This is a genomic window from Alphaproteobacteria bacterium 33-17 (assembly GCA_001897445.1).
Lineage (GTDB): Bacteria > Pseudomonadota > Alphaproteobacteria > Rickettsiales > 33-17 > 33-17.
On the sequence record MKSX01000021.1, the window covers coordinates 1 to 18804 of the forward strand.

15 protein-coding genes and 1 tRNA gene are annotated in these 18804 nt (G+C 33.5%); 11 read left to right on the forward strand and 5 right to left on the reverse strand.

Annotation, left to right across the window (positions count from 1 at the left end; all coding sequences use genetic code 11):
* The 4 genes from BGO27_02985 to BGO27_03000 form a co-directional block, all read right to left on the reverse strand.
* The coding region (locus BGO27_02985) for a hypothetical protein (protein ID OJV13563.1) at positions 1–2130 on the reverse strand (2130 nt) is incomplete at its 3' end.
* Positions 2131–2248: 118 nt separating this feature from the next.
* Positions 2249–2773 carry a gamma carbonic anhydrase family protein gene (locus BGO27_02990; GenBank protein OJV13564.1) on the reverse strand — a complete coding sequence of 175 codons (525 nt, stop codon included), beginning with the start codon at positions 2771–2773 and terminating at the stop codon, positions 2249–2251.
* 283 nt (positions 2774–3056) lie between these two features.
* Positions 3057–4430 (reverse strand): magnesium transporter, encoded by a 1374-nt coding sequence (locus BGO27_02995; GenBank protein OJV13565.1) that lies wholly within the window; start codon positions 4428–4430, stop codon positions 3057–3059.
* A 30-nt stretch (positions 4431–4460) separates the two neighbouring features.
* A tRNA-Leu gene (locus BGO27_03000) sits at positions 4461–4545 on the reverse strand.
* A 118-nt stretch (positions 4546–4663) separates the two neighbouring features.
* Here BGO27_03000 and BGO27_03005 point away from each other — a divergent pair.
* The 4 genes from BGO27_03005 to BGO27_03020 all read left to right on the forward strand — a co-directional run bounded on the left by BGO27_03005 (position 4664) and on the right by BGO27_03020 (position 12352).
* The gene (locus BGO27_03005; protein ID OJV13566.1) at positions 4664–5317 is read left to right on the forward strand and encodes a hypothetical protein; all 654 of its coding nucleotides are present in this window, start codon (positions 4664–4666) and stop codon (positions 5315–5317) included.
* Positions 5314–6825: a cryptochrome/photolyase family protein gene (locus tag BGO27_03010; GenBank protein ID OJV13567.1), complete on the forward strand. Its 1512-nt coding sequence runs from the start codon at positions 5314–5316 to the stop codon at positions 6823–6825. The genes BGO27_03005 and BGO27_03010 overlap by 4 nt, the downstream gene beginning before the upstream one ends.
* Before the next feature lie 11 nt (positions 6826–6836).
* The gene (locus tag BGO27_03015) at positions 6837–7208 is read left to right on the forward strand and encodes a hypothetical protein (GenBank protein ID OJV13568.1); all 372 of its coding nucleotides are present in this window, start codon (positions 6837–6839) and stop codon (positions 7206–7208) included.
* Positions 7209–7330: 122 nt separating this feature from the next.
* A complete protein-coding gene (locus tag BGO27_03020; GenBank protein OJV13569.1) occupies positions 7331–12352 on the forward strand; it encodes a hypothetical protein in 5022 nt (1673 codons plus the stop codon).
* Positions 12353–12379: 27 nt separating this feature from the next.
* Here BGO27_03020 and BGO27_03025 read toward each other — a convergent pair whose 3' ends face one another.
* Complete coding sequence (locus tag BGO27_03025) at positions 12380–13006, reverse strand: dTMP kinase (GenBank protein ID OJV13570.1); 627 nt, start codon at positions 13004–13006, stop codon at positions 12380–12382.
* A gap of 168 nt (positions 13007–13174) precedes the next feature.
* On the opposite strand from BGO27_03025, the gene BGO27_03030 reads away from it, so the two are divergent.
* The 7 genes from BGO27_03030 (at position 13175) to BGO27_03060 (ending at position 18804) form a co-directional block, all read left to right on the forward strand.
* Positions 13175–13594: a transcriptional repressor gene (locus tag BGO27_03030; protein OJV13571.1), complete on the forward strand. Its 420-nt coding sequence runs from the start codon at positions 13175–13177 to the stop codon at positions 13592–13594.
* Positions 13595–13634: 40 nt separating this feature from the next.
* On the forward strand, positions 13635–14975 hold the full coding sequence (locus BGO27_03035; protein OJV13572.1) for a tRNA (N6-isopentenyl adenosine(37)-C2)-methylthiotransferase MiaB: 1341 nt from the start codon (positions 13635–13637) through the stop codon (positions 14973–14975).
* 3 nt (positions 14976–14978) lie between these two features.
* Positions 14979–15530: an rRNA maturation RNase YbeY gene (locus BGO27_03040; GenBank protein OJV13573.1), complete on the forward strand. Its 552-nt coding sequence runs from the start codon at positions 14979–14981 to the stop codon at positions 15528–15530.
* Positions 15523–15864, forward strand: a complete 342-nt coding sequence (locus BGO27_03045; protein ID OJV13574.1) for a ribosome silencing factor — start codon at positions 15523–15525, stop codon at positions 15862–15864. The genes BGO27_03040 and BGO27_03045 overlap by 8 nt, the downstream gene beginning before the upstream one ends.
* A 257-nt stretch (positions 15865–16121) precedes the next feature.
* Entirely contained in the window at positions 16122–16571 is a 450-nt protein-coding gene (locus tag BGO27_03050) for a hypothetical protein (protein OJV13575.1), read from the forward strand.
* A gap of 5 nt (positions 16572–16576) precedes the next feature.
* Positions 16577–17275 carry a phosphate transport system regulatory protein PhoU gene (locus BGO27_03055; GenBank protein ID OJV13576.1) on the forward strand — a complete coding sequence of 233 codons (699 nt, stop codon included), beginning with the start codon at positions 16577–16579 and terminating at the stop codon, positions 17273–17275.
* A complete protein-coding gene (locus BGO27_03060; GenBank protein ID OJV13577.1) occupies positions 17275–18804 on the forward strand; it encodes a phosphoglycerate mutase (2,3-diphosphoglycerate-independent) in 1530 nt (509 codons plus the stop codon). The genes BGO27_03055 and BGO27_03060 overlap by 1 nt, the downstream gene beginning before the upstream one ends.

The following is an 18804-nucleotide window of genomic DNA, read 5'->3' on the forward strand; positions in this document are numbered from 1 at the left end:
TAGCTTATCTAATCTTTCCTGCTTATCCTTTTGAGATTCTGAAAAAATTGGCTTTGTAGCACCAGCTTTAAGAAGAAGCTTGATAGTCTCATCGTTTGACTCAGTTGATTCTAATGCTCTGAATAAAGCTGACTTTTTATTTGTATCTTGAGAATTTACATATTCAGTTTTATTGTTGCATTTATCAATTGTCATATTTATTACAATAGGGTTGATTTGTGCGCTGTTCACCAAATTAAACTGATATATCGGATTATTTTCATCTTTTTCCAATAAAACTTCGATGACCTTGGTATGACCCTTTGTTGCAGCAATGTGCAAAGCATTACTTCCATGATAATCAAATGTTCCAATTTGAGCATTTTGAGTCATTAGGTTTCTAACAATGTCTGAATGATTTTGATCTGCTGCTAATATTAAAGCGGCACTTTTTACATTCTGTTCAATATGTTCTGCAGGGATTATTTGCATCATATCCCAATTACCAGCACTGGCAGCCTGCGTATATAATGCTCGATATCCATTGGGAGTTAATGACATTACTTCCAATAGTTTTGTAAATGCCTTTTTGTTTCCAACTGATACGGCAAACTCGATAAGTAACTTACCGTTATACCTATTGTACAGATCATCTACAATATAGTGATTGTTTTCTAGATGTTTTTCTACGCAATCAAATGCATCTGTAAGATCAGATCCAGCAAAATCTTGATCTTCTAAAAGCTTTTTTAAATCTTCTAATGCTTTATCGTCAGACTTGGCAGGATGAATAACAGGTTGTAGTGCAGGATTTTGCTCTGCTTTGACTTCCGCAAGTGCTACTAATTTATTTTTTTGGTCTTGAGTGAGTCCTTCTACCTTATTAATATCCGGCATTTCTGCACCAGCTCTAAGAAGCGTTTTTATTACTTCGTCAGTTTCATTATCTGAAGTTAGTGCCATTAATAACGCTGATTGACCAGAGCTATTTTTCAGATTAATAAAATCTTTTTTACTCTCTGAAATTACCTCTCTTGTATCTCCCAATGAAATAAGTGCAGCAGTTTTAAACTTATAGAAATCATCTGTTTCATTTCCTTCTAAAAGCACTTTTACTACATCGTTGCTACCATATTTTGCTGCAATGTGTAATGGTGTGTTGCCATAGCCATTTAAATTATTTCCTGTAGCACCATTTTGCATCAAATATCTTATAGAATCTAATTGACCTTCATGAACTGCATCACTTAATGCATAATTCATTGAAGAGGAATATAATGGATTCTTAGAAATGTAATTTAATATATTAATCTGACCATATTTAGCAGCAACACGGCACAAGGCAGTATATTCAACGTTTTGCTTTTTTTCTAAAACTTTTAATGCTTCTAAATTTCCTTTCGCAGCAGCATATTCAATAGGAGTCAAAGCATCTTTTCCAATGCAATTTAAAACTTTTAAATCGCCAGATAATAACTTAGTTAATGCAGCTAAGTCATTCTTATCAATAGCTTCAAAAATGGGTTTATTGTCAACGGGATTTAATGCATCAATCAGATCCTGTTTTTTTAGTTCTTTTGCAATTTGGATTGCAGTTTTTCCATCTCTATTTTGTATATCTAATTTTGCCCCAGCTTTTACCAGTTCTTTAATACATTCAACTGATTCGTTTTCAACAGCATAATGTAAAGCTGTTAAAGATTTATCATCTTTTATATTAACATCAACACCCAACTCTATAAGCTTTTGAATTACCTCTAAATTATACTCCCACTGAGTTGCAATATGCAAAGCTGTTCGACCATCGCTAGTAAGCATACTAATGATATCTTTTTTTCCATCTAAGCATTCTAAATTTTCTACGTCATTTGTCATAGTCACATAATGAACAATTCCGCTACCATTATGTTTTACATCAAGTTTTACACCAGGAGTATTTATTAAAATCCTTACAATATCCCATTGTAAATAAATAGTAGCAAATAAAAGCAGATTTTTTCCATCAGCATCTTTTAAATCGTTAATATCTTCAACATTGATTTCTTTTTTTTCAAGATATGACTTTATTTCATTAAAACCATCATTTATATCTTGCTTGCTACCGCCTACAGATTGCAATTTTAATAAATTTTCTAATTTTTGTTTAGCCATAACATTTATACCTTATTTTAAAAATTTGCATAATTATAATGTAAAAATCGCAAAATGTCAATAAATAATTAGTATTTTGTTAATAATTAAGCTAAGGAAATATAGTTTTTATTGATATTTAACTATTGATTCTTATAGAAAAATACTCTTCTACGTGAATTCTATAGTTTTCAGCTGATATCGCGAAATATTCCATCTCTTGCTCAGTTAAATTTCGCATGAACTTTGCTGGGTTACCTGCCCAAAGCTCACCCGTTTTAACAACTTTACCAGGGGTAAGGACTGCGCCTGCTGCTAACATGCCTTTAGTTTCGATTTTGGCGTTATCTAAAATTACCGATCCCATACCTACAAAGCCATAATCTTCCACTATGCAGCCATGAAGCAGGGCTTTGTGACCGATTGTTACATATGATCCTATAATGGTTTTGGCTTTGCGGCGGGTTACGTGTATTACAGATCCATCCTGAACATTAGTAAAATCACCTATTGTAATAGGTTCAACATCGCCACGAATAACAGTGTTAAACCAGATTCCACACTGTTTGCCAATGGTGACGTCGCCTATTATATGGCAGCCAGGGGCTATAAAAGATGAGGGGTCAATTTTGGGGTGGATACCTTTATATGGTATTATCGACATGCTTAGACCTGTGGAAAAGTCTTAAAAACTTTTTAATTATGCTTAAAAACCCTGTTTCAGGTTTTTTATAGTCATTGGCAACTTTACTGCAAAAATCACCGTTCGGTACAAAGAACCAGGGTTCAATTATTTCCGGAATCAGCTTTTTCATCGTTATTCTTCTCTGTTTGTTTTCCTATAGGATTGTCTGCATCTTCCCCAGCTACCGCCTTTCTACGTGCGATATTTTGCTTAAGTCTTTCTGCTAATTTTTTTTCACGACTATCCTTCATGGCAACAGATGCTAACTCAAAAGAAATATTTTCGCAAGAATTAAAAATGATAAAAATCCAAAACTATCTGTAACAGCTGTTAAAAATATTCCAGAACAAACTGCTGGATCAACTTTAATTTTATTAAGGATTATAGGAATGCTTGAGCCCATAAGTCCAGCTGTAAAAAAGTTTGTAACAATAGCTGCGGCAAATATAAGGCTAACTTCATAATCGCGATATAACAGATATATTGCAACACCAGCAAGGATTGATATAAAGAAGCTAGATGTTAGAGATGTCATAATCTCTTTTCTGATGATTCTTGGTGTATCATTTGTAAGAGCATCTTTAAGAGCAATAGCACGTACTACGATGGTCATGGTTTGTGTACCTGCATTTCCGCCCATAGATGCGACCATTGGCATTATAGATGCAAGTATTACCATTTTTTCAATTTCATCGCTAAAATGTGAAATAACATGTGATGAAATAAAAGCAGTCATCATGTTAACCACCAGCCATGGCAGGCGTTTTTTTGCAGAATCAATAAAGCTAAAGTGTAAGTCGGTCTGGCTAATACCACCGAGTTTAAAAAGGTCTTCTTCAGTTTCCTCTACGGCTACTTCGATAATATCGTTAACCGATATTGTTCCGATAATTCGCCCAAAGTTGTTAACAACAGGTGCGGTTTTAATATCGTACTGCTTAAAGATAAAAGCTACTTCCCCTAGATCAAGCTGAGCATTAACCGTAATAAGTTCATGATCTGTAATTCCACGAATAATTTGGTGAGCAGGGGATGAAATGAGCTTACTTATATTTACAGATCCTACAGGTTTATGTTTAAGATCAAGTACAAATATATCATAGAAAATTTCATCAGATGACTTGTTTTTTCTGAGGTAATCAATTGTTTGGCTAACTGTCCAGTAGTCCATCACAGCAATTTTAGAAGGGTGCATTATCCTTCCTGCGCTGTTTTCAGGATAAGCTAATCTTTCATTAATTTGATTGCTAGTAGTGTCAGGTAAGGTAGATAAAATATTTTTCTGAGTTTCTTTATCAAGATTTTCAATAATATAAACCGCATCCTCAATATCCATCTCATGGATAAGCTGAGAAGTTTTATCAACGCCAATTTGTTCAATAACGCTATTACGCACGTGATTATCAATATTGACTAAAATATCACCAAATAGATCATCACCTAAAATTTCAATAATTTCTTTGCGGGCATCGCGGTTAGAGATGGTGATATAATCAGCGATATCAGCGCTATATAGGCTTAAGATTAAAGATTTGAATTCGGTATTATTTTGCTCGGCCAGAAAGTCATCTAGCTTGTGTTGTATGTGACTAGTAAGGCCGTAGCCCCCAGTTTGAGCAGCGAAGTCGGTTACCACAGTCAAACCTCAATAAACAATAATTAAAAATGGTGCGGTCGAGAAGACTCGAACTTCCACTCCGTGAAGAACAGCGACCTCAACGCTGCGCGTCTACCAATTCCGCCACGACCGCAAATTAATAAATTAATATAATAGAAATGATTTGACTATTACACAAGCAAATTTATACATGTTATCTATAGTAACTCATAAAAATAATCAAGGGAAAAATTTAGCGGGACTATAAAAAAATGAATATTGAGTGGAAAAAAGAAGAAAAACCCTTAAATTATAAGCTTGCTTTACATAAAATGACCGAAATTGCAGCTAAAGTTGCCCAAAACCAAGAAAATGAAAAAATTTGGCTTTTAGAGCATGAAGATGTGTATACTATGGGTACAAGTAGTAAGCCTCATGATCTGCTTAATCAAAATATTCCTGTAGAAATTACATCACGTGGCGGGCAGATAACTTATCATGGAATTGGTCAGCGTATTGTATATCCTATTATTAATATACGAAAACATATGGAAAACATAGACATTCGTAAATATGTTCAGGCTGTTGAAAACTGGGTTATACGTACACTCCAAGAATTTGGCATTATTGGCGAAATTAAAGAAGGTAGGGTGGGCGTGTGGGTGTCTACTCCAAACAGGTATTTCCCACATTTTGAAGCAAAAATAGCAGCTATCGGTATAAGGGTGTCTAAAGGGGTGGCATATCATGGATTTGCTGTAAACATAAATCCAGATCTTTCTAAATTTAAAAACATTGTTCCTTGTGGTCTGCCTGATTATGGCGTAACTTCCTTCAAAGATTTAGGTGTTAATATTACCATGCAGGATTTTGATGAAGCTTTATATAAGCATTATAACCAATTTTTAAAGGATATATCTTTATGAGCAATCTTATATTAATTCTGGTTGATCAGCTGAGCCATAATATTAGCTCACTAAATAATATCCAAAAAGATGATATTATCTTAATTATGGAAACTATGCAGGAAGCTACATACGTTAAACATCATAAAAAGAAGCTGGTGTTTACTTTTGCAGCGATGCGACATTTTGCAGAAGAGTTACGGAATAAAGGGCTTAATGTTGAGTATATTGAGCTGGAAGATGCAAAAAATAAGCAGTCATATGCAAATAATCTAGAAAGAGTTGATTTTACCAAGTTTGATAAACTTATTATAACACATCCAGGCGAGTACAGAATTTTAGAAGAAATTGAATCTTTAAAAGATAAAATTACTATTGAAATCAGGGAAGATGACAGGTTTTTATGCAGCATAGATGAGTTTAAAAAATGGTCTAAGGGTAAAAAGTCGCTTAGAATGGAATATTTTTACCGTGAAATGCGTAATAAACATAATGTTCTTATGAATCAAGATAAACCGCTTTTAGATAAATGGAACTTTGATGCAGAAAATCGTAATAAATATGATGGTAAGGTAAAAATACCTGAGCTTCCAAGATTTGAAATAACTGATATCACTAAAAAAGTTATTAAAATGGTTGAAAAAAACTTTGCCAATCACTTTGGTGAGATTGAGTCATTTTACCCAGCGGTTACGCGAAAAGATGCATTAAAAGCGTTAAACTATTTTATCAAAACTTCTCTTAAATACTTTGGTGATTATCAGGACGCTATGCTAAATGGCGAAGCATTCCTTTTTCATTCAGTTTTGTCACCTTATATCAATATCGGGCTATTGGATCCTTTGGAGGTTATAAAAGCAGCAGAAGAGGGATATTATCAAAAAAACTTGCCGATAAATGCGGTAGAGGGGTTTATAAGGCAAATTCTTGGCTGGCGTGAGTTTATGCGCGGCATTTACTGGTCAAAAATGCCAGAGTATGCAAATACCAATTATTTTAAAGCAAAAGCGAATTTGCCACAGTTTTACTGGGATGGAAAGACAGATATGAACTGTGTAAGTAAGGCAGTCGATTTTACTGTAAGATATGCATATTCCCATCATATTCAAAGGCTTATGGTTACGGGCAATCTTGCTTTAATTATGGGGCTTGAGCCTAAGCAAGTTGAGGAGTGGTATTTGCTTGTTTATTTAGATGCTTACGAGTGGGTAGAGCTACCTAACACCCATGGCATGTCGCTGTTTGCCGATGGGGGATTTTTAGGGTCTAAACCATATGCAGCAAGCGGAAATTATATAAATAAAATGTCAGATTTTTGCGGGAACTGTAAATATAATGTAAAAGAAAATGATACTGAAAATGCCTGCCCATTTAATTATTTATACTGGAATTTTATGGATAGGAATAAAGATAAACTTTCTAATAATCAAAGGCTTACTTATGTGTATTCTACGCTTTCAAAGTTCTCAGATGAAAAGCTTGCAAAAATTAATAAATTAGCCTTAAATTTCATTAAAAATCATACATAAATGAGGGTATCATGGTAGCATCTTCACGACTAAAAAAATATACTGTAAATGTAAAAGCAGGCAAGCATAATATAATCTCAGATGTACCTGAAGAAAAATATAGTGGTCTTGATCTGGGTATGACTCCGCATGACTTAATTGAAGCAGCACTGGCGGCATGTACAACAATTACGCTTCAAATGTATGCCGATCGCAAAAGCATTCCACTAGAATCTGCAAATGTTGAAGTTAAAATTACTGATGAATCAAAAGATGTTATTGAAATTAAAAGAAATATTGAGCTGATTGGTAATCTTACAGACGAACAAAAGCAGAGTTTACTTACTGTTGCAGATAAATGCCCAATTCATAAGATTCTTAGTAAACCTGCTACCATTTTGTAAGACGCTGATTTAAATATAAATTTTTAATTAGTTAGGCAATTTTTATTAATTAAGATTGGTAAAAATACATTATTATGATATAATTTAATAAATTTATTTTAATTATTAAGCGGTAATATATCATGAGTAAAAGTGTAAGTGATTTTTTAAATTCTTTGGGATCTAATGACTATAGTCAAATTGATAAAAATTTTTTTGAAGCATCCGAAATAGTTCAAAAAGAAATAAACTCGTTAGATGTAAGCGTATTAATTAAAAATTTTGGTGATTTAATGGCTCAAAATAAAGATGAGTCGGCTATGTGGCTATGGTCACATTTTGTAAAGCAAATCAATAACCCCAAACCCGAAAAAAATAAGGAATTTATTCAAAAAAGTAAAACGATACTCCTTGAGCATCTCAATGATGCAGTGGGCATGAAAAATTCTCAAAATCTAGATAAATTTTATCACGCATGTAAATACAATAATTTGCAAGTAGTTAAGTGGTATCTGGAAGATATAACTAAATTCATAACGGATAGTAAAGCTAAGCAAAGTCAGTTGCAAAGGAAGTTATTAGTTTCAGAAAAGAATAGTCAATTAATAAGTAATCCATTGTCTCTGGCATTAAATCCAAATCAAAAGCATATAGACACAGCTAAATATTTATATGAAAAACTGCAAAATTTAGGTGTTATAACTTCAAAAGAGCTTAAGAGTTTAATAGAGAATAGTAATAATCTTATAACTTTAATTTACAAAGAATTGTTGAGCGAAATTGCAAAGCCCAATTATACTATTCAAAATCTAGAAGAAATCTGTCAAAAATATAGTTTTGAACTTAAAGAAATTATTGAAAATCAATATTGGGTAGATTCAGCCTTTGCAAGTTATAAAGATAATATTTTAAGTTTTATGCTTAGAAATGATGGTTATAATTATAAATATAATAAATTTTTGCCAAAACTAATAGAGGCTTTATCAAATAATCCAAATTATACAGAATTTGTGAAAAAGTCTTTAAATTCCAATTGTATTTTCAAAGATGGTATACCTTTATCTGACGGTAGGGTGCCTAAAACAGCGGAAAACAGTATTTTTATTGAATATATAGTAGAATTTTATAAATCTGCTGATAAAACGGTTATTAGCCAAATACTTAAATCTGCTAAAAATGCTGGCATGGATACGCAATATAAGGGTGAATCTTATTTATTTAAAAACTATTATGGCGAAACAATAACAGTTCCGGCTGATCTATTAGTAAATTTTGATTACAAAGCTAATCATAAAACCAAGCTAGAATTTTTAAGGCATTGTTTTAATTATTATATAAATGAAGAAATATTGATTAAAATAGCTGACAGAGTATTTGATTTCAAAAATATAGATGAAACAAATGAACTTTTAATAGTTGTAGCCACTAGTAAAAGTGCTGCATTATTTCCAGAGCTATACCATAAGGCAAAAAATGAAAACCAGGCTTTTATACTAAATTCAGATTTGTTAAAGTATTCACTTAACTCATTAGAGAATTTTAAGTTTTTAGTAGAAGAAGTTAAATTTGATCCCAAAGAAAATATTTCGAGATTACTCCAAGAGCTTATAGAAAATAAAAGTACAGATGTAAGAATCATAGAATATTTAGTTAAAAATCATGGACTAGATTTAAACAAACCATTTGATTACAAAGACATGAATCCAGCCCTTCCGGATACAAAAGAAATGCCTCTGATTATGGCGGTTGCCGAAAGAAGAGATGCTTTAGTGGAAATTATGATTAAAAATGGCGCAAGGGTTACTGATGTTTTTTTAGATTCAAATGTACCAAGCACATTTAGTAAAGGTATAAGTGCAGAGAGCCACTTATGGAAAGATATTATTGCAAAGAGGGGATTTTCTCATGAAAGAAAGCTCCACCCAGATACAGAAAGGCTTATTATTGAAGCAGGTGATAAAGAAAGGTCAGGAACAACTTTAGAGCAAAGGTTAGAAGAATTTAAGAAAAGACCAGTACAAAAAGTAGTGAATGCAGGTAAAAAAGCTGAAGTTCAAAAAAGCATCAATCAGTCTGCTAGGCAAGAGTTTGGCAAGAGACAAGATATATTTCAGCGTTTAGATGAATCTAAGCTGAATGGTGTTACAGATATCAACAAGTTAAACAATATGGCTCAGTTAATAAATGTATTTAAAGATGAGTTACTAAATGATAACAGTATATCAGATGATGTAAAAGATCTAATGGTGAATCATATTGATACATATTCTAAAAAAATTCAGCATCAAATACAAGCTAATCAAACTGATAAAAATAATAAAAATGGCAGTAAATTACAGGAGCTATATCATAAATTAGAGGATAAAATATTATCATTTGATAATATTAATAATTTCTATTCATCTTTATCTGGTAACGATAAAAATCAAATTATTGCTAATATTAATGCCGATGCAAATGTTTTTAAGCAAAAGTTTGAAGGCTATTGTAAGGGCTTAAACATTAATGCTTTGTATTTCTTACATAAAATATTAGAAAATAAATCTATATCTAAAGATTTAATAAAAGATTGTAAAAATATACTTAAGACCATGCTGCAAGATCGTAAGGTACTTGTTGAGTTAGTTAAGCAGGATGTAAGTTATGATGTAGCTAACTGGTATCTAGACGATGCTTTTAAATGGGTATGGGTGAATGAAAGTGACCAAAATAAGGTTAAAAGAAATTTACTCAAGGATTCTACATCAAATAAGTCTGAGGTACTCCAGTCTGCTTTAAAAAAATCAGAAAATGCATCTTTCTCATTAATCATACCGTCTATATTTTTAAATCCTGATATCATTTCAGATAAAGATTTAAAATCATTAATTGAAAATTCTGCAGAGGCTATGAAGGTATTTGCTTATGAAAATTTATATTCTGCAATGCAACAGGTAGGTAATTTAGAGCAAAAAATTTCATTTGCTAAAGCCGCCCTAAGAGAGAAAAATACCTCATCTTTAGAAGCTACTATGGGTCCAGTATTAGTAGCATTGCAAGATGCATCCGAAAAAATTGGTTTTAAATTTGAAAAAATTTTAGAAATCAATGGTGTTTCAAATTTTTTAGATTTTTTAGAATCCAAAACAATTGATGCAAATGTAATAAAACAAGTATTAATTCATTACTATGGTGCGGATTTTGTGCGTAACCATGACAAGCCAATGGCTATAATTAATCAACCTGGTAAGCAGCAACAACAGAATAAAAATCATCAGCCACGTAATAACGCTCCACAAAATAATACTTATACGAATGCTGGGCTTGAGACAAAATATAATGAATTAAAACTTAAAGATTTTGATTCAAATGAGTTTAAAGATGGGCTTGTTGAATATTGCAAAAATGCCCCAAAACAAACTAATTATGATGTATCTATATTAGCTAAACTTATCTATGAACATCCTGAAAAATTTCAAACGTTAATTCAAATTTATGAAGACAGCAATATCAATTTATCGGCAGAAAAATGGGGAGTTGTACTTTCTGCTTGTAAAAAATCGAAAGGACATTTTCAAGCTATTTATGAAAAAATATCAAAACTAATAACGATAGATGTTAAATATTTGAGAAAATATAACATATTTTTAAGTATGGCTTTAGATGCTGATTATGATCCTGCAATTGTAAAATATTTAAAAGAAGTGTGTCCAAATATAGATTACAATAATAATCTTATTGGTCATTCAGAATCATTATTGAAACATGCAATAAATGCACGTATGGCAAAGCCTGAAATGATAGAGGCATTATTAGATAATGGTGCAGTTTTAACTGAAAATGATATTTTAGATGGTATTAAATTTGACCATTTGCCTAATAATTTAAAGGATAGAATTCAGTCTATGATTCAGTCTGTACAAAATGTAAATAATACAGGGCAATCTCAAGGACAGGCAAACATTAATCAACCAGTTGTTGATGCAACAACACCTGTAAATAGTACAGCGGGCGTTACTGATCTATATAGCGATTTACTTGATGTTGAAACTTTTAAGAATACGCATGGTCGTAATATAGAGTCAAATAATGTTGCAAAACTTGCAGAAAGAATACAAAGGGCGCAGCATGCTCAAATTTATGCTCGAGATGTATTATCTATGATCGCTGAGCATTATCCACATAAACTTATAGATTTTATAAAGGTATTAGATGCAAGAACATTTGATTTAAGTGGTATACATGGTGATTTGATTCTTAAATGTATAAATAATAAAGAGAATTTCGCCTATGTAGCACAAAGGATGTTTCCAGCAGATGCAACTAGTAAAAAGTTTGAAGAAAAAATGCAGTCACAAATATTAGGTTTATTATTCAATGAATCTAATGCTGACCCTGCAATTGTTGGATACTTAAAAAACAATCATGGAATTGATTTTAACACTAAGCAGGACATATACAGGCATAGCGACTTACCATTAATGTATGCCATGGGAAGAAATAGGGGCAAAATGGTAAGCACATTAATAGAAAATGGGGCAGAAGTTACCAAGACCAAAAACGATATGTTTGGTGCTAAAAGTGCCGAAGAGAATTTAAAGTATATAAGTTTGCCTGATAACGTGCGTAATATTATGATTAATAAAGCAAATCAGGAAAGAGGTGGGGTGCCTAATCCTGCGCAACAGCAGCCACAGCCACAGCCACAACTTAATAAGCATGAGTTTAGAGGATATAGTGGTGGTAAGGTAAGTGGTAAGAAGAAGGATCATATAGCTAAACGTGATCTTGTAAGAAATATTTACCGTAAGTCTAGAGGAGCAAGATGGGGCGTTGGGATTGCTCTTGCTGTAGCATTAGCGGCTGGAGCAAGCTTTATGGGTGCTGCGATGCCTATAGTTGGCGGTCTTGCTGCTGCAGGGTTCTTTGGAACAAGGTTTATAAGCGGGTTAAATGCAGCTAGAAAAGGCGGAAGATTATCTAAGCCAGGCGAATGGTTTAAAGCAATAGGTGATATATTTGGAATGGGTCACAGTATTGGTTATGACGAGCCTACAAATAAAGAGATCAATAAAGTAACCTATAAAGTAAATTCTTTAGATAAGAAACTTAAGAGCGGCAAATCCAAAAAGCATAAACGCGCCCAAGTTACCGGTGAGAATCAAAACAAGGGCAAGTCAAAATAATGCAGATGGGGATTTATCCCCTTCTGTCTACAAAGCTTTATCTATGATGTTTTGAATTTTTACAAAAGTTTCTTCTTTTGCGCCGTCAGTTGAAACAGTTTTTACTCTGTCAGGTACTTTTTTAGCTATTTCTAAAAAATTGTTCTGAATTTTAACAAACTCACTAAGAGACTGATTATCAAAGACATTTGACTCATGTCTTGCTAAGATGCGTTTTGCAGATTCATTAGGATCAAGAGTTAGTAAAAATGTTAAATCTGGGAAAAATCCGCCTTCACGAAACCTTGACGTAGTAAGCTTATGGATTTGCCTAATATTTTGCTCAGGAATAGTGCGTCCTTGATAAGCAATAGTTGAATCAAGGAATCGGTCGCACAAAACAATATGACCATCTTTAAGCGCAGGAATTACAATTTTATCAAGGTGTTCAAGACGTGCTGCCTGAAAAAGCATTAGCTGAACTTCTGGTATGAACTCTTCATGAAGTACTATGTCTCGGATTTTTTCGCAGCCTTTTGTGCCACCAGGTTCGCGTGTTGTTGTAACTTTATAGCCTTTAGATATTAAATATTCTTTTAAAGCTTCCATCTGGGTGGTTTTTCCAGTTCCATCAATACCTTCAAAAGTAATAAATTTCGGGCTTTTTTTATCCATGTGCTATAATTTTATATTTTATTAAATCATGGTTAGCCTAGCCTAGAATACTATAATTATCAAGAGCTTAAGTATAAATAGCAATTTAAGGCGTAAAAAAACTTTGTAATAAGCTTGTCAAAGTGGCAAATTTAGTGTATTAAATACTCCAAAAACTCAAGTTTTTCTATGGCAAACCGTATCGAAAAATTGCTAGCCGAAAAGGGCATAAAGCTAACAGGTCAGCGCAAAATTATAGCAAAAGTTATCAGTGAATCCGATGATCATCCTGATGTAGAGGAGTTAAGAAGAAGAGCTGCGGCTAAAGACCCAAATATTAGTATAGCTACTGTTTACAGGGCAGTTAAGCTTTTTGAGGATTTAAGTCTAATTGAAAGACATGATTTTAGAGATGGTAGATCAAGATATGAGGCAATCCATGAAGAGCATCATGATCACTTGATAGATTTGGCATCTGGTAAGGTTATAGAATTTAAAAACGAGCAGATAGAAAAAATACAGGAAATAATCGCTAAAGAGCTTGGATATAAGCTGGTGGATCATAGACTAGAGCTTTACTGCGTGCCACTTGAAGAAGAAAATAACTAATAAGCAAAATAAAAGAAAATTCCCGGAGGAAGGAAGAAAGATGAAAAATCTACACATCATTACTTATGGCTGCCAAATGAATGTTTATGATTCGGTTAAAATGGCCGAGCTTCTTGCGCCGTACGGTTATACTCAAACAGAAAATATGGAAGACTCCGACCTCATTATTTTAAATACCTGTAATATAAGAGAAAAGGCAGCTGAAAAAGTATACTCAGAGCTTGGAAGAATTAAAAAAATTAAAGATAAGCACGAATCAGCAGGTCGTAAAATGTTTATTGCCGTTGCAGGTTGCGTGAGTCAGGCTGAAGGCGATGAGATTTTTAAACGCGCCCCACAGGTAGATATTGTGGTGGGTCCTCAGTCATATACAACATTACCTGATTTATTAAGTAAAGTAAGCCGTGATGAGATAAAGCATGCAATTAACCTTGATTTTGTATCAGAAGATAAGTTTGATAGTCTGCCTGAGGAAACTAATTCTCAAGGGGTTAGCGCATTTTTATCAATTCAGGAAGGTTGTGATAAGTTTTGTACATTCTGCGTTGTTCCTTATACAAGGGGTGCTGAGTTTTCCAGACCAATTAGCGATGTTTACAGAGAAGCTGTAAAACTTGCAGAACTTGGTGCTAAAGAAATTACACTACTTGGTCAAAACGTTACAGCTTATCACGGAGCATCTCCAGAAGGGGAAAAGACTATCGCTGACTTAATTAGAATCATTGCAAAAATTGATGGTATTGAAAGAATTAGATATATGACGTCGCATCCACGAGATATGACGGATGAAATAATTGATCTACACGGAAGTGAGCCAAAGCTTATGCCATTTTTGCATTTACCAATTCAGTCAGGTTCAAATAATGTTTTAAGAGCTATGAATAGAAAGCATACTGCTGAAGATTACTTAAGAATTATTGAGAAGTTCCGCAAAGCACGCCCTGATATGGCATTTTCTTCTGACTTTATCGTAGGCTTCCCTGGTGAGACAGATCAGGATTTTGAAGATACGATGGAACTGGTTAGAAAAGTTGGTTTTTCACAGTGTTATTCGTTCAAATATTCAATTCGCCCTGGAACTCCTGCTGCCAATAAAGAAGAGCAGGTGCCAGAAGATGTTAAAACTGAAAGGCTAGCGAGGCTTCAGGCGCTTCTTGCAAGCCAGCAAACTGAGTTTAATCAAAGTACTATTGGTAAAACAGTAGCGGTATTATTTGATAAAAAAGGAAAATATGAGGGGCAGGTAATAGGTCGCAGCCCTTATATGCAATCTGTACATCTTGCAGGACATCCAGAATTACTTGGTAAGATTGCAAATGTAAAGCTTGTATCAATGTTTACATACTCAATTGCGGCAGAACTTGAGGAAGAATTGGCGTAAATTATGTACAAAGAATATTACGATAATTTTACTTTAGATATTACTAAAAACTATCCTTTAGTTTCAAGGGTAATTCAAAATTACCTGAAGGAACTTCATGGGATTACTGAAACAGTTGTACGTTTTACACTTTTAAGAAGGGTAGAGCATGTAAATATTTCTTTAGTTTTATGTGATGATAAATTTATCCAAAATCTAAATAATATTTATCGTAATAAAAATAAGCCAACCAATGTACTTTCCTTTCCCCAATTTGAACATGTTTCTTATCAAAATGTGGTGAAGCTTGCTAAAGACGGAGAGCTTAATATTGGTGACATTATAATTTCAGTTGAAACGGTAATAAGGGAAGCAAAAGAGCAAAATATTACCAGACTAAACCACTTTTTGCATATGTATGTGCATGGTTTGCTTCATCTTATTGGATATGACCATATGCTAGATAGCGATGCAGAAGTTATGGAAAAATTAGAAACAAAAATACTAGGAACTATTGGATACGTACCGTACGATCCAACGGTAAATAGAAATTCAGAAGAAGGTTATTATGAATAAACAAACAAAATTATTAGCAGAAGAATTAGCGCAATTAATTGATAGTGAAAAAGGTGAGCAAATCGAAATTATCGACTTAGCTGGTAAAACTGATATTGCCGACTACATGATTGTAGCTTCAGGTCTTAACAGAAGACACGTTGGTGCAATGGGCGAAAAAATTGCTAAATTCATGAAGGATGAAAAAAATCAGGTTGTAACAGTTGAAGGCTTAGAAAATGCTGAGTGGGTTTTAATTGACTGTTTAGATGTAATCATCCATGTATTCCAGCCAGAAATTCGTGACCAGTATCAGATTGAGCAGCTTTGGAATATTCAGTTAGAAAGAGAATAGAATTACCAGCAAAAACTAGTTATGCAATAATTCTAATAAATCAGGAATAAAGTGTATCTAGCGGTCATTGCGAGCAAAATGAAGTTTTGCGTGGCAAATCCAGAACAACATAAGTGGATTGCCACAGGGTGCTTTGCATCCCTCGCAATGACCGTAACCGAAATTTTGAACCTATTCAGCAATGACACAATTATTGTAAAAGATTATTAGGATAAATACATAGTATTTCGCAGTAATCCATATTTTTTAAAATCTATATGAAAATAAAAATACTATCAGTCGGCAAAATAGCAAAGTCATCATCAGAAGATTTATTATTACAGGAATACGTCAAAAGAACTAAATGGAAGATAAATATTATTGAGATTCCTGACTCTCAAAAGGAAAACAAAAAACTTGATGATGCTTCCAGAATTCTTGCAGAGATAAACAAGGATGATTTCGTTATTGCTCTTGATGAGCGTGGAGATAATTTATCATCTATGCAATTTAAAGAAATTCTTGCAAAAAATTTAGATATTGGCAAAGAAATCGTGTTTATTATTGGCGGCGCTGATGGTTTAGACGAAAGTGTAAGGCAGCGTGCTAATAAACTTATTTCATTTGGAAAAATGACAATTCCACACAAACTGGTGAGAGTATTACTTGCAGAACAAATTTATAGAGCTTATAGTATCATTACGAATCATCCATATCACCGTGAGTAGAAAATATGTCAAAGCATACCGTAAAATCATATGATGCTGAGCTTGAAAGTTTAAGATCTTCCTTAATCGAAATGCTGGGTCATGCATCTCAGGAAGTAGATATTTCATTAAAATGCTGGCATACGCCTGATGTGTCATTTGTAGCCGAAGCAAGGGAGCTTGATAAAAAGGTAAATGCAATTGATCAGCAGATAGAGCAAAAAGCTACAAGCTTACTGGCACTGAGGCAACCTATGGGTATTGACCTTAGAATGATTGTATCTGCTCTAAAGCTGGTGGTACTGATTGAAAGAATAGGCGACCTTGCTAAAAACACAGCGAAACGTGCATGTAATTATAATGATCCCGTTGATAGTGACCTTAAAGAAGAGTTTACAACCATTATTAACAAGATTCTGCAAATGTCTGTTTCTACAGAAAACTTGTTGAAATTGGAAGAAGTTGATACAAATTGCCAGGCAGCATTTGACTTTGATGACGAAATTGATATTCTAACGAAACTTTTAATACAAAAGACTACTGCGAAAATCTCTGCAACACAGGACAAGCTTTTAATTGAGATATATCTCAACTTTATTTTTGCTATAAAAAATATTGAGAGAATAGGTGATTGTCTGACTAAAATCGCACGAATTATGTATTATATTAAAACAGGTGATAGGATGCCTAAGCATCATTATCGAGGTAATATGGAGGAGCATTAATGCAAAAAGTTTTGTTATGTATTCTGGATGGATTTGGTTTAGCGCCAAGCTCAAAGGATAACGCCATAACTTCTGCAGAAACTCCTTTTTTCGATGAAGCATTTAGTAAATATCCATATGCCCGCATTAGTACTTCAGGGCTTGATGTAGGGCTGCCTGAAGGACAAATGGGTAATTCTGAAGTTGGTCATATGAGTATTGGTAGCGGCAGAATTATTCTGCAGGATCTGCCTAAAATCAATGATGCTATAGAAACAGGTAGCGTCAAAGGCAATAAAGTTATTAAGCAAATTATTGAAAAATATACGGGATCTGAAAATTCATTCCATTTAATGGGGCTTTTATCAGATGGTGGGGTGCATTCTCACCAGGATCATATGATTTATATTGCTAAATATTTAGCAGAGCAAAAAGTGGATGTTAAAATCCATGCTTTTTTAGATGGTCGTGATACTCCACCACAAAGTGCTAAAATATATTTAGAAAACTTACAAAAGCAAATCCAATCTTTTAATAATATTTCGATTGCAACAATTGCAGGGCGTTATTACGCAATGGACAGGGATAAACGCTGGGATAGAGTAGAAAAAGCATATAATGCCATTGTATTGTCAAGTGGTGATATAGCAGAAAACGCATTGGATGTTTTAGAAAATTCTTATAGAAATCAGGTTCTTGATGAGTTTGTAATTCCTACGGTGATAGGTAATTATAAAGGTATCCAGGATGGTGACGGATTCTTATTTACAAACTTTAGAGCAGACAGGGCAAGACAGCTTAGCCATGCGCTTATAGATCAGGCTTTTGATAAATTTGAAAGAAAGAAAGTAATAAATTTTGGCTTGAAGTCAGGTATGATGGAATACTCAGATTTACTAGCAAAATCAATGGATTCCGTATTTCCTAATGAAGAGGTTTTAAATACACTCCCACAGGTACTTGCGGATAATAATTTAAAGCAGCTGAGAATAGCTGAAACCGAAAAATATGCTCATGTGACATTTTTTTTCAATGGTGGGGTTGAAAAAGTACTGCCGGGTGAAGACAGGGTGTTAATTCCATCTCCTAAAGTTGCAACCTATGATGAAATTCCTGAAATGTCAGCTTATGATCTTACAGAAAAGCTTGTAGATGAAATTGAAACTGAAAAATATGATTTTATTGCTGTAAATTATGCAAACTGTGACATGGTTGGTCATACTGGTAATTTCAAAGCATCAGTTGAAGCAGTAGAGACTATTGATAAATGTGTAAAAGATCTGTCAGAAGCAGCGCTAAAACATGATTATATTATGCTTATTACAGCAGACCACGGAAATGTTGAACAGATGGAAAACGGTGAACAAGCGCATACGTCACATACGCTAAACCCTGTGCCTCTTATTATTTTGACAAAAGATAAAAAAATAGGTAGTTTCGGTATTCAAGATGGTAGGCTATGTGATGTTGCGCCAACTATATTAGAAATTATGAATATTAAAACACCAGTAGAGATGACAGGAAAGTCTTTGCTGATCAGGGGAAGCTAA

Bases quoted from the DNA above. Each gene is read 5' to 3' on its own strand.
- BGO27_02990 (OJV13564.1), bottom strand. From the start codon at position 2,773: ATGTCGATAATACCATATAAAGGTATCCACCCCAAAATTGACCCCTCA.
- BGO27_03005 (OJV13566.1), top strand. From the start codon at position 4,664: ATGAATATTGAGTGGAAAAAAGAAGAAAAACCCTTAAATTATAAGCTT.
- BGO27_03010 (OJV13567.1), top strand. From the start codon at position 5,314: ATGAGCAATCTTATATTAATTCTGGTTGATCAGCTGAGCCATAATATT.
- BGO27_03015 (OJV13568.1), top strand. From the start codon at position 6,837: ATGGTAGCATCTTCACGACTAAAAAAATATACTGTAAATGTAAAAGCA.
- BGO27_03020 (OJV13569.1), top strand. From the start codon at position 7,331: ATGAGTAAAAGTGTAAGTGATTTTTTAAATTCTTTGGGATCTAATGAC.
- BGO27_03025 (OJV13570.1), bottom strand. From the start codon at position 13,006: ATGGATAAAAAAAGCCCGAAATTTATTACTTTTGAAGGTATTGATGGA.
- BGO27_03030 (OJV13571.1), top strand. From the start codon at position 13,175: ATGGCAAACCGTATCGAAAAATTGCTAGCCGAAAAGGGCATAAAGCTA.
- BGO27_03035 (OJV13572.1), top strand. From the start codon at position 13,635: ATGAAAAATCTACACATCATTACTTATGGCTGCCAAATGAATGTTTAT.
- BGO27_03040 (OJV13573.1), top strand. From the start codon at position 14,979: ATGTACAAAGAATATTACGATAATTTTACTTTAGATATTACTAAAAAC.
- BGO27_03045 (OJV13574.1), top strand. From the start codon at position 15,523: ATGAATAAACAAACAAAATTATTAGCAGAAGAATTAGCGCAATTAATT.
- BGO27_03050 (OJV13575.1), top strand. From the start codon at position 16,122: ATGAAAATAAAAATACTATCAGTCGGCAAAATAGCAAAGTCATCATCA.
- BGO27_03055 (OJV13576.1), top strand. From the start codon at position 16,577: ATGTCAAAGCATACCGTAAAATCATATGATGCTGAGCTTGAAAGTTTA.
- BGO27_03060 (OJV13577.1), top strand. From the start codon at position 17,275: ATGCAAAAAGTTTTGTTATGTATTCTGGATGGATTTGGTTTAGCGCCA.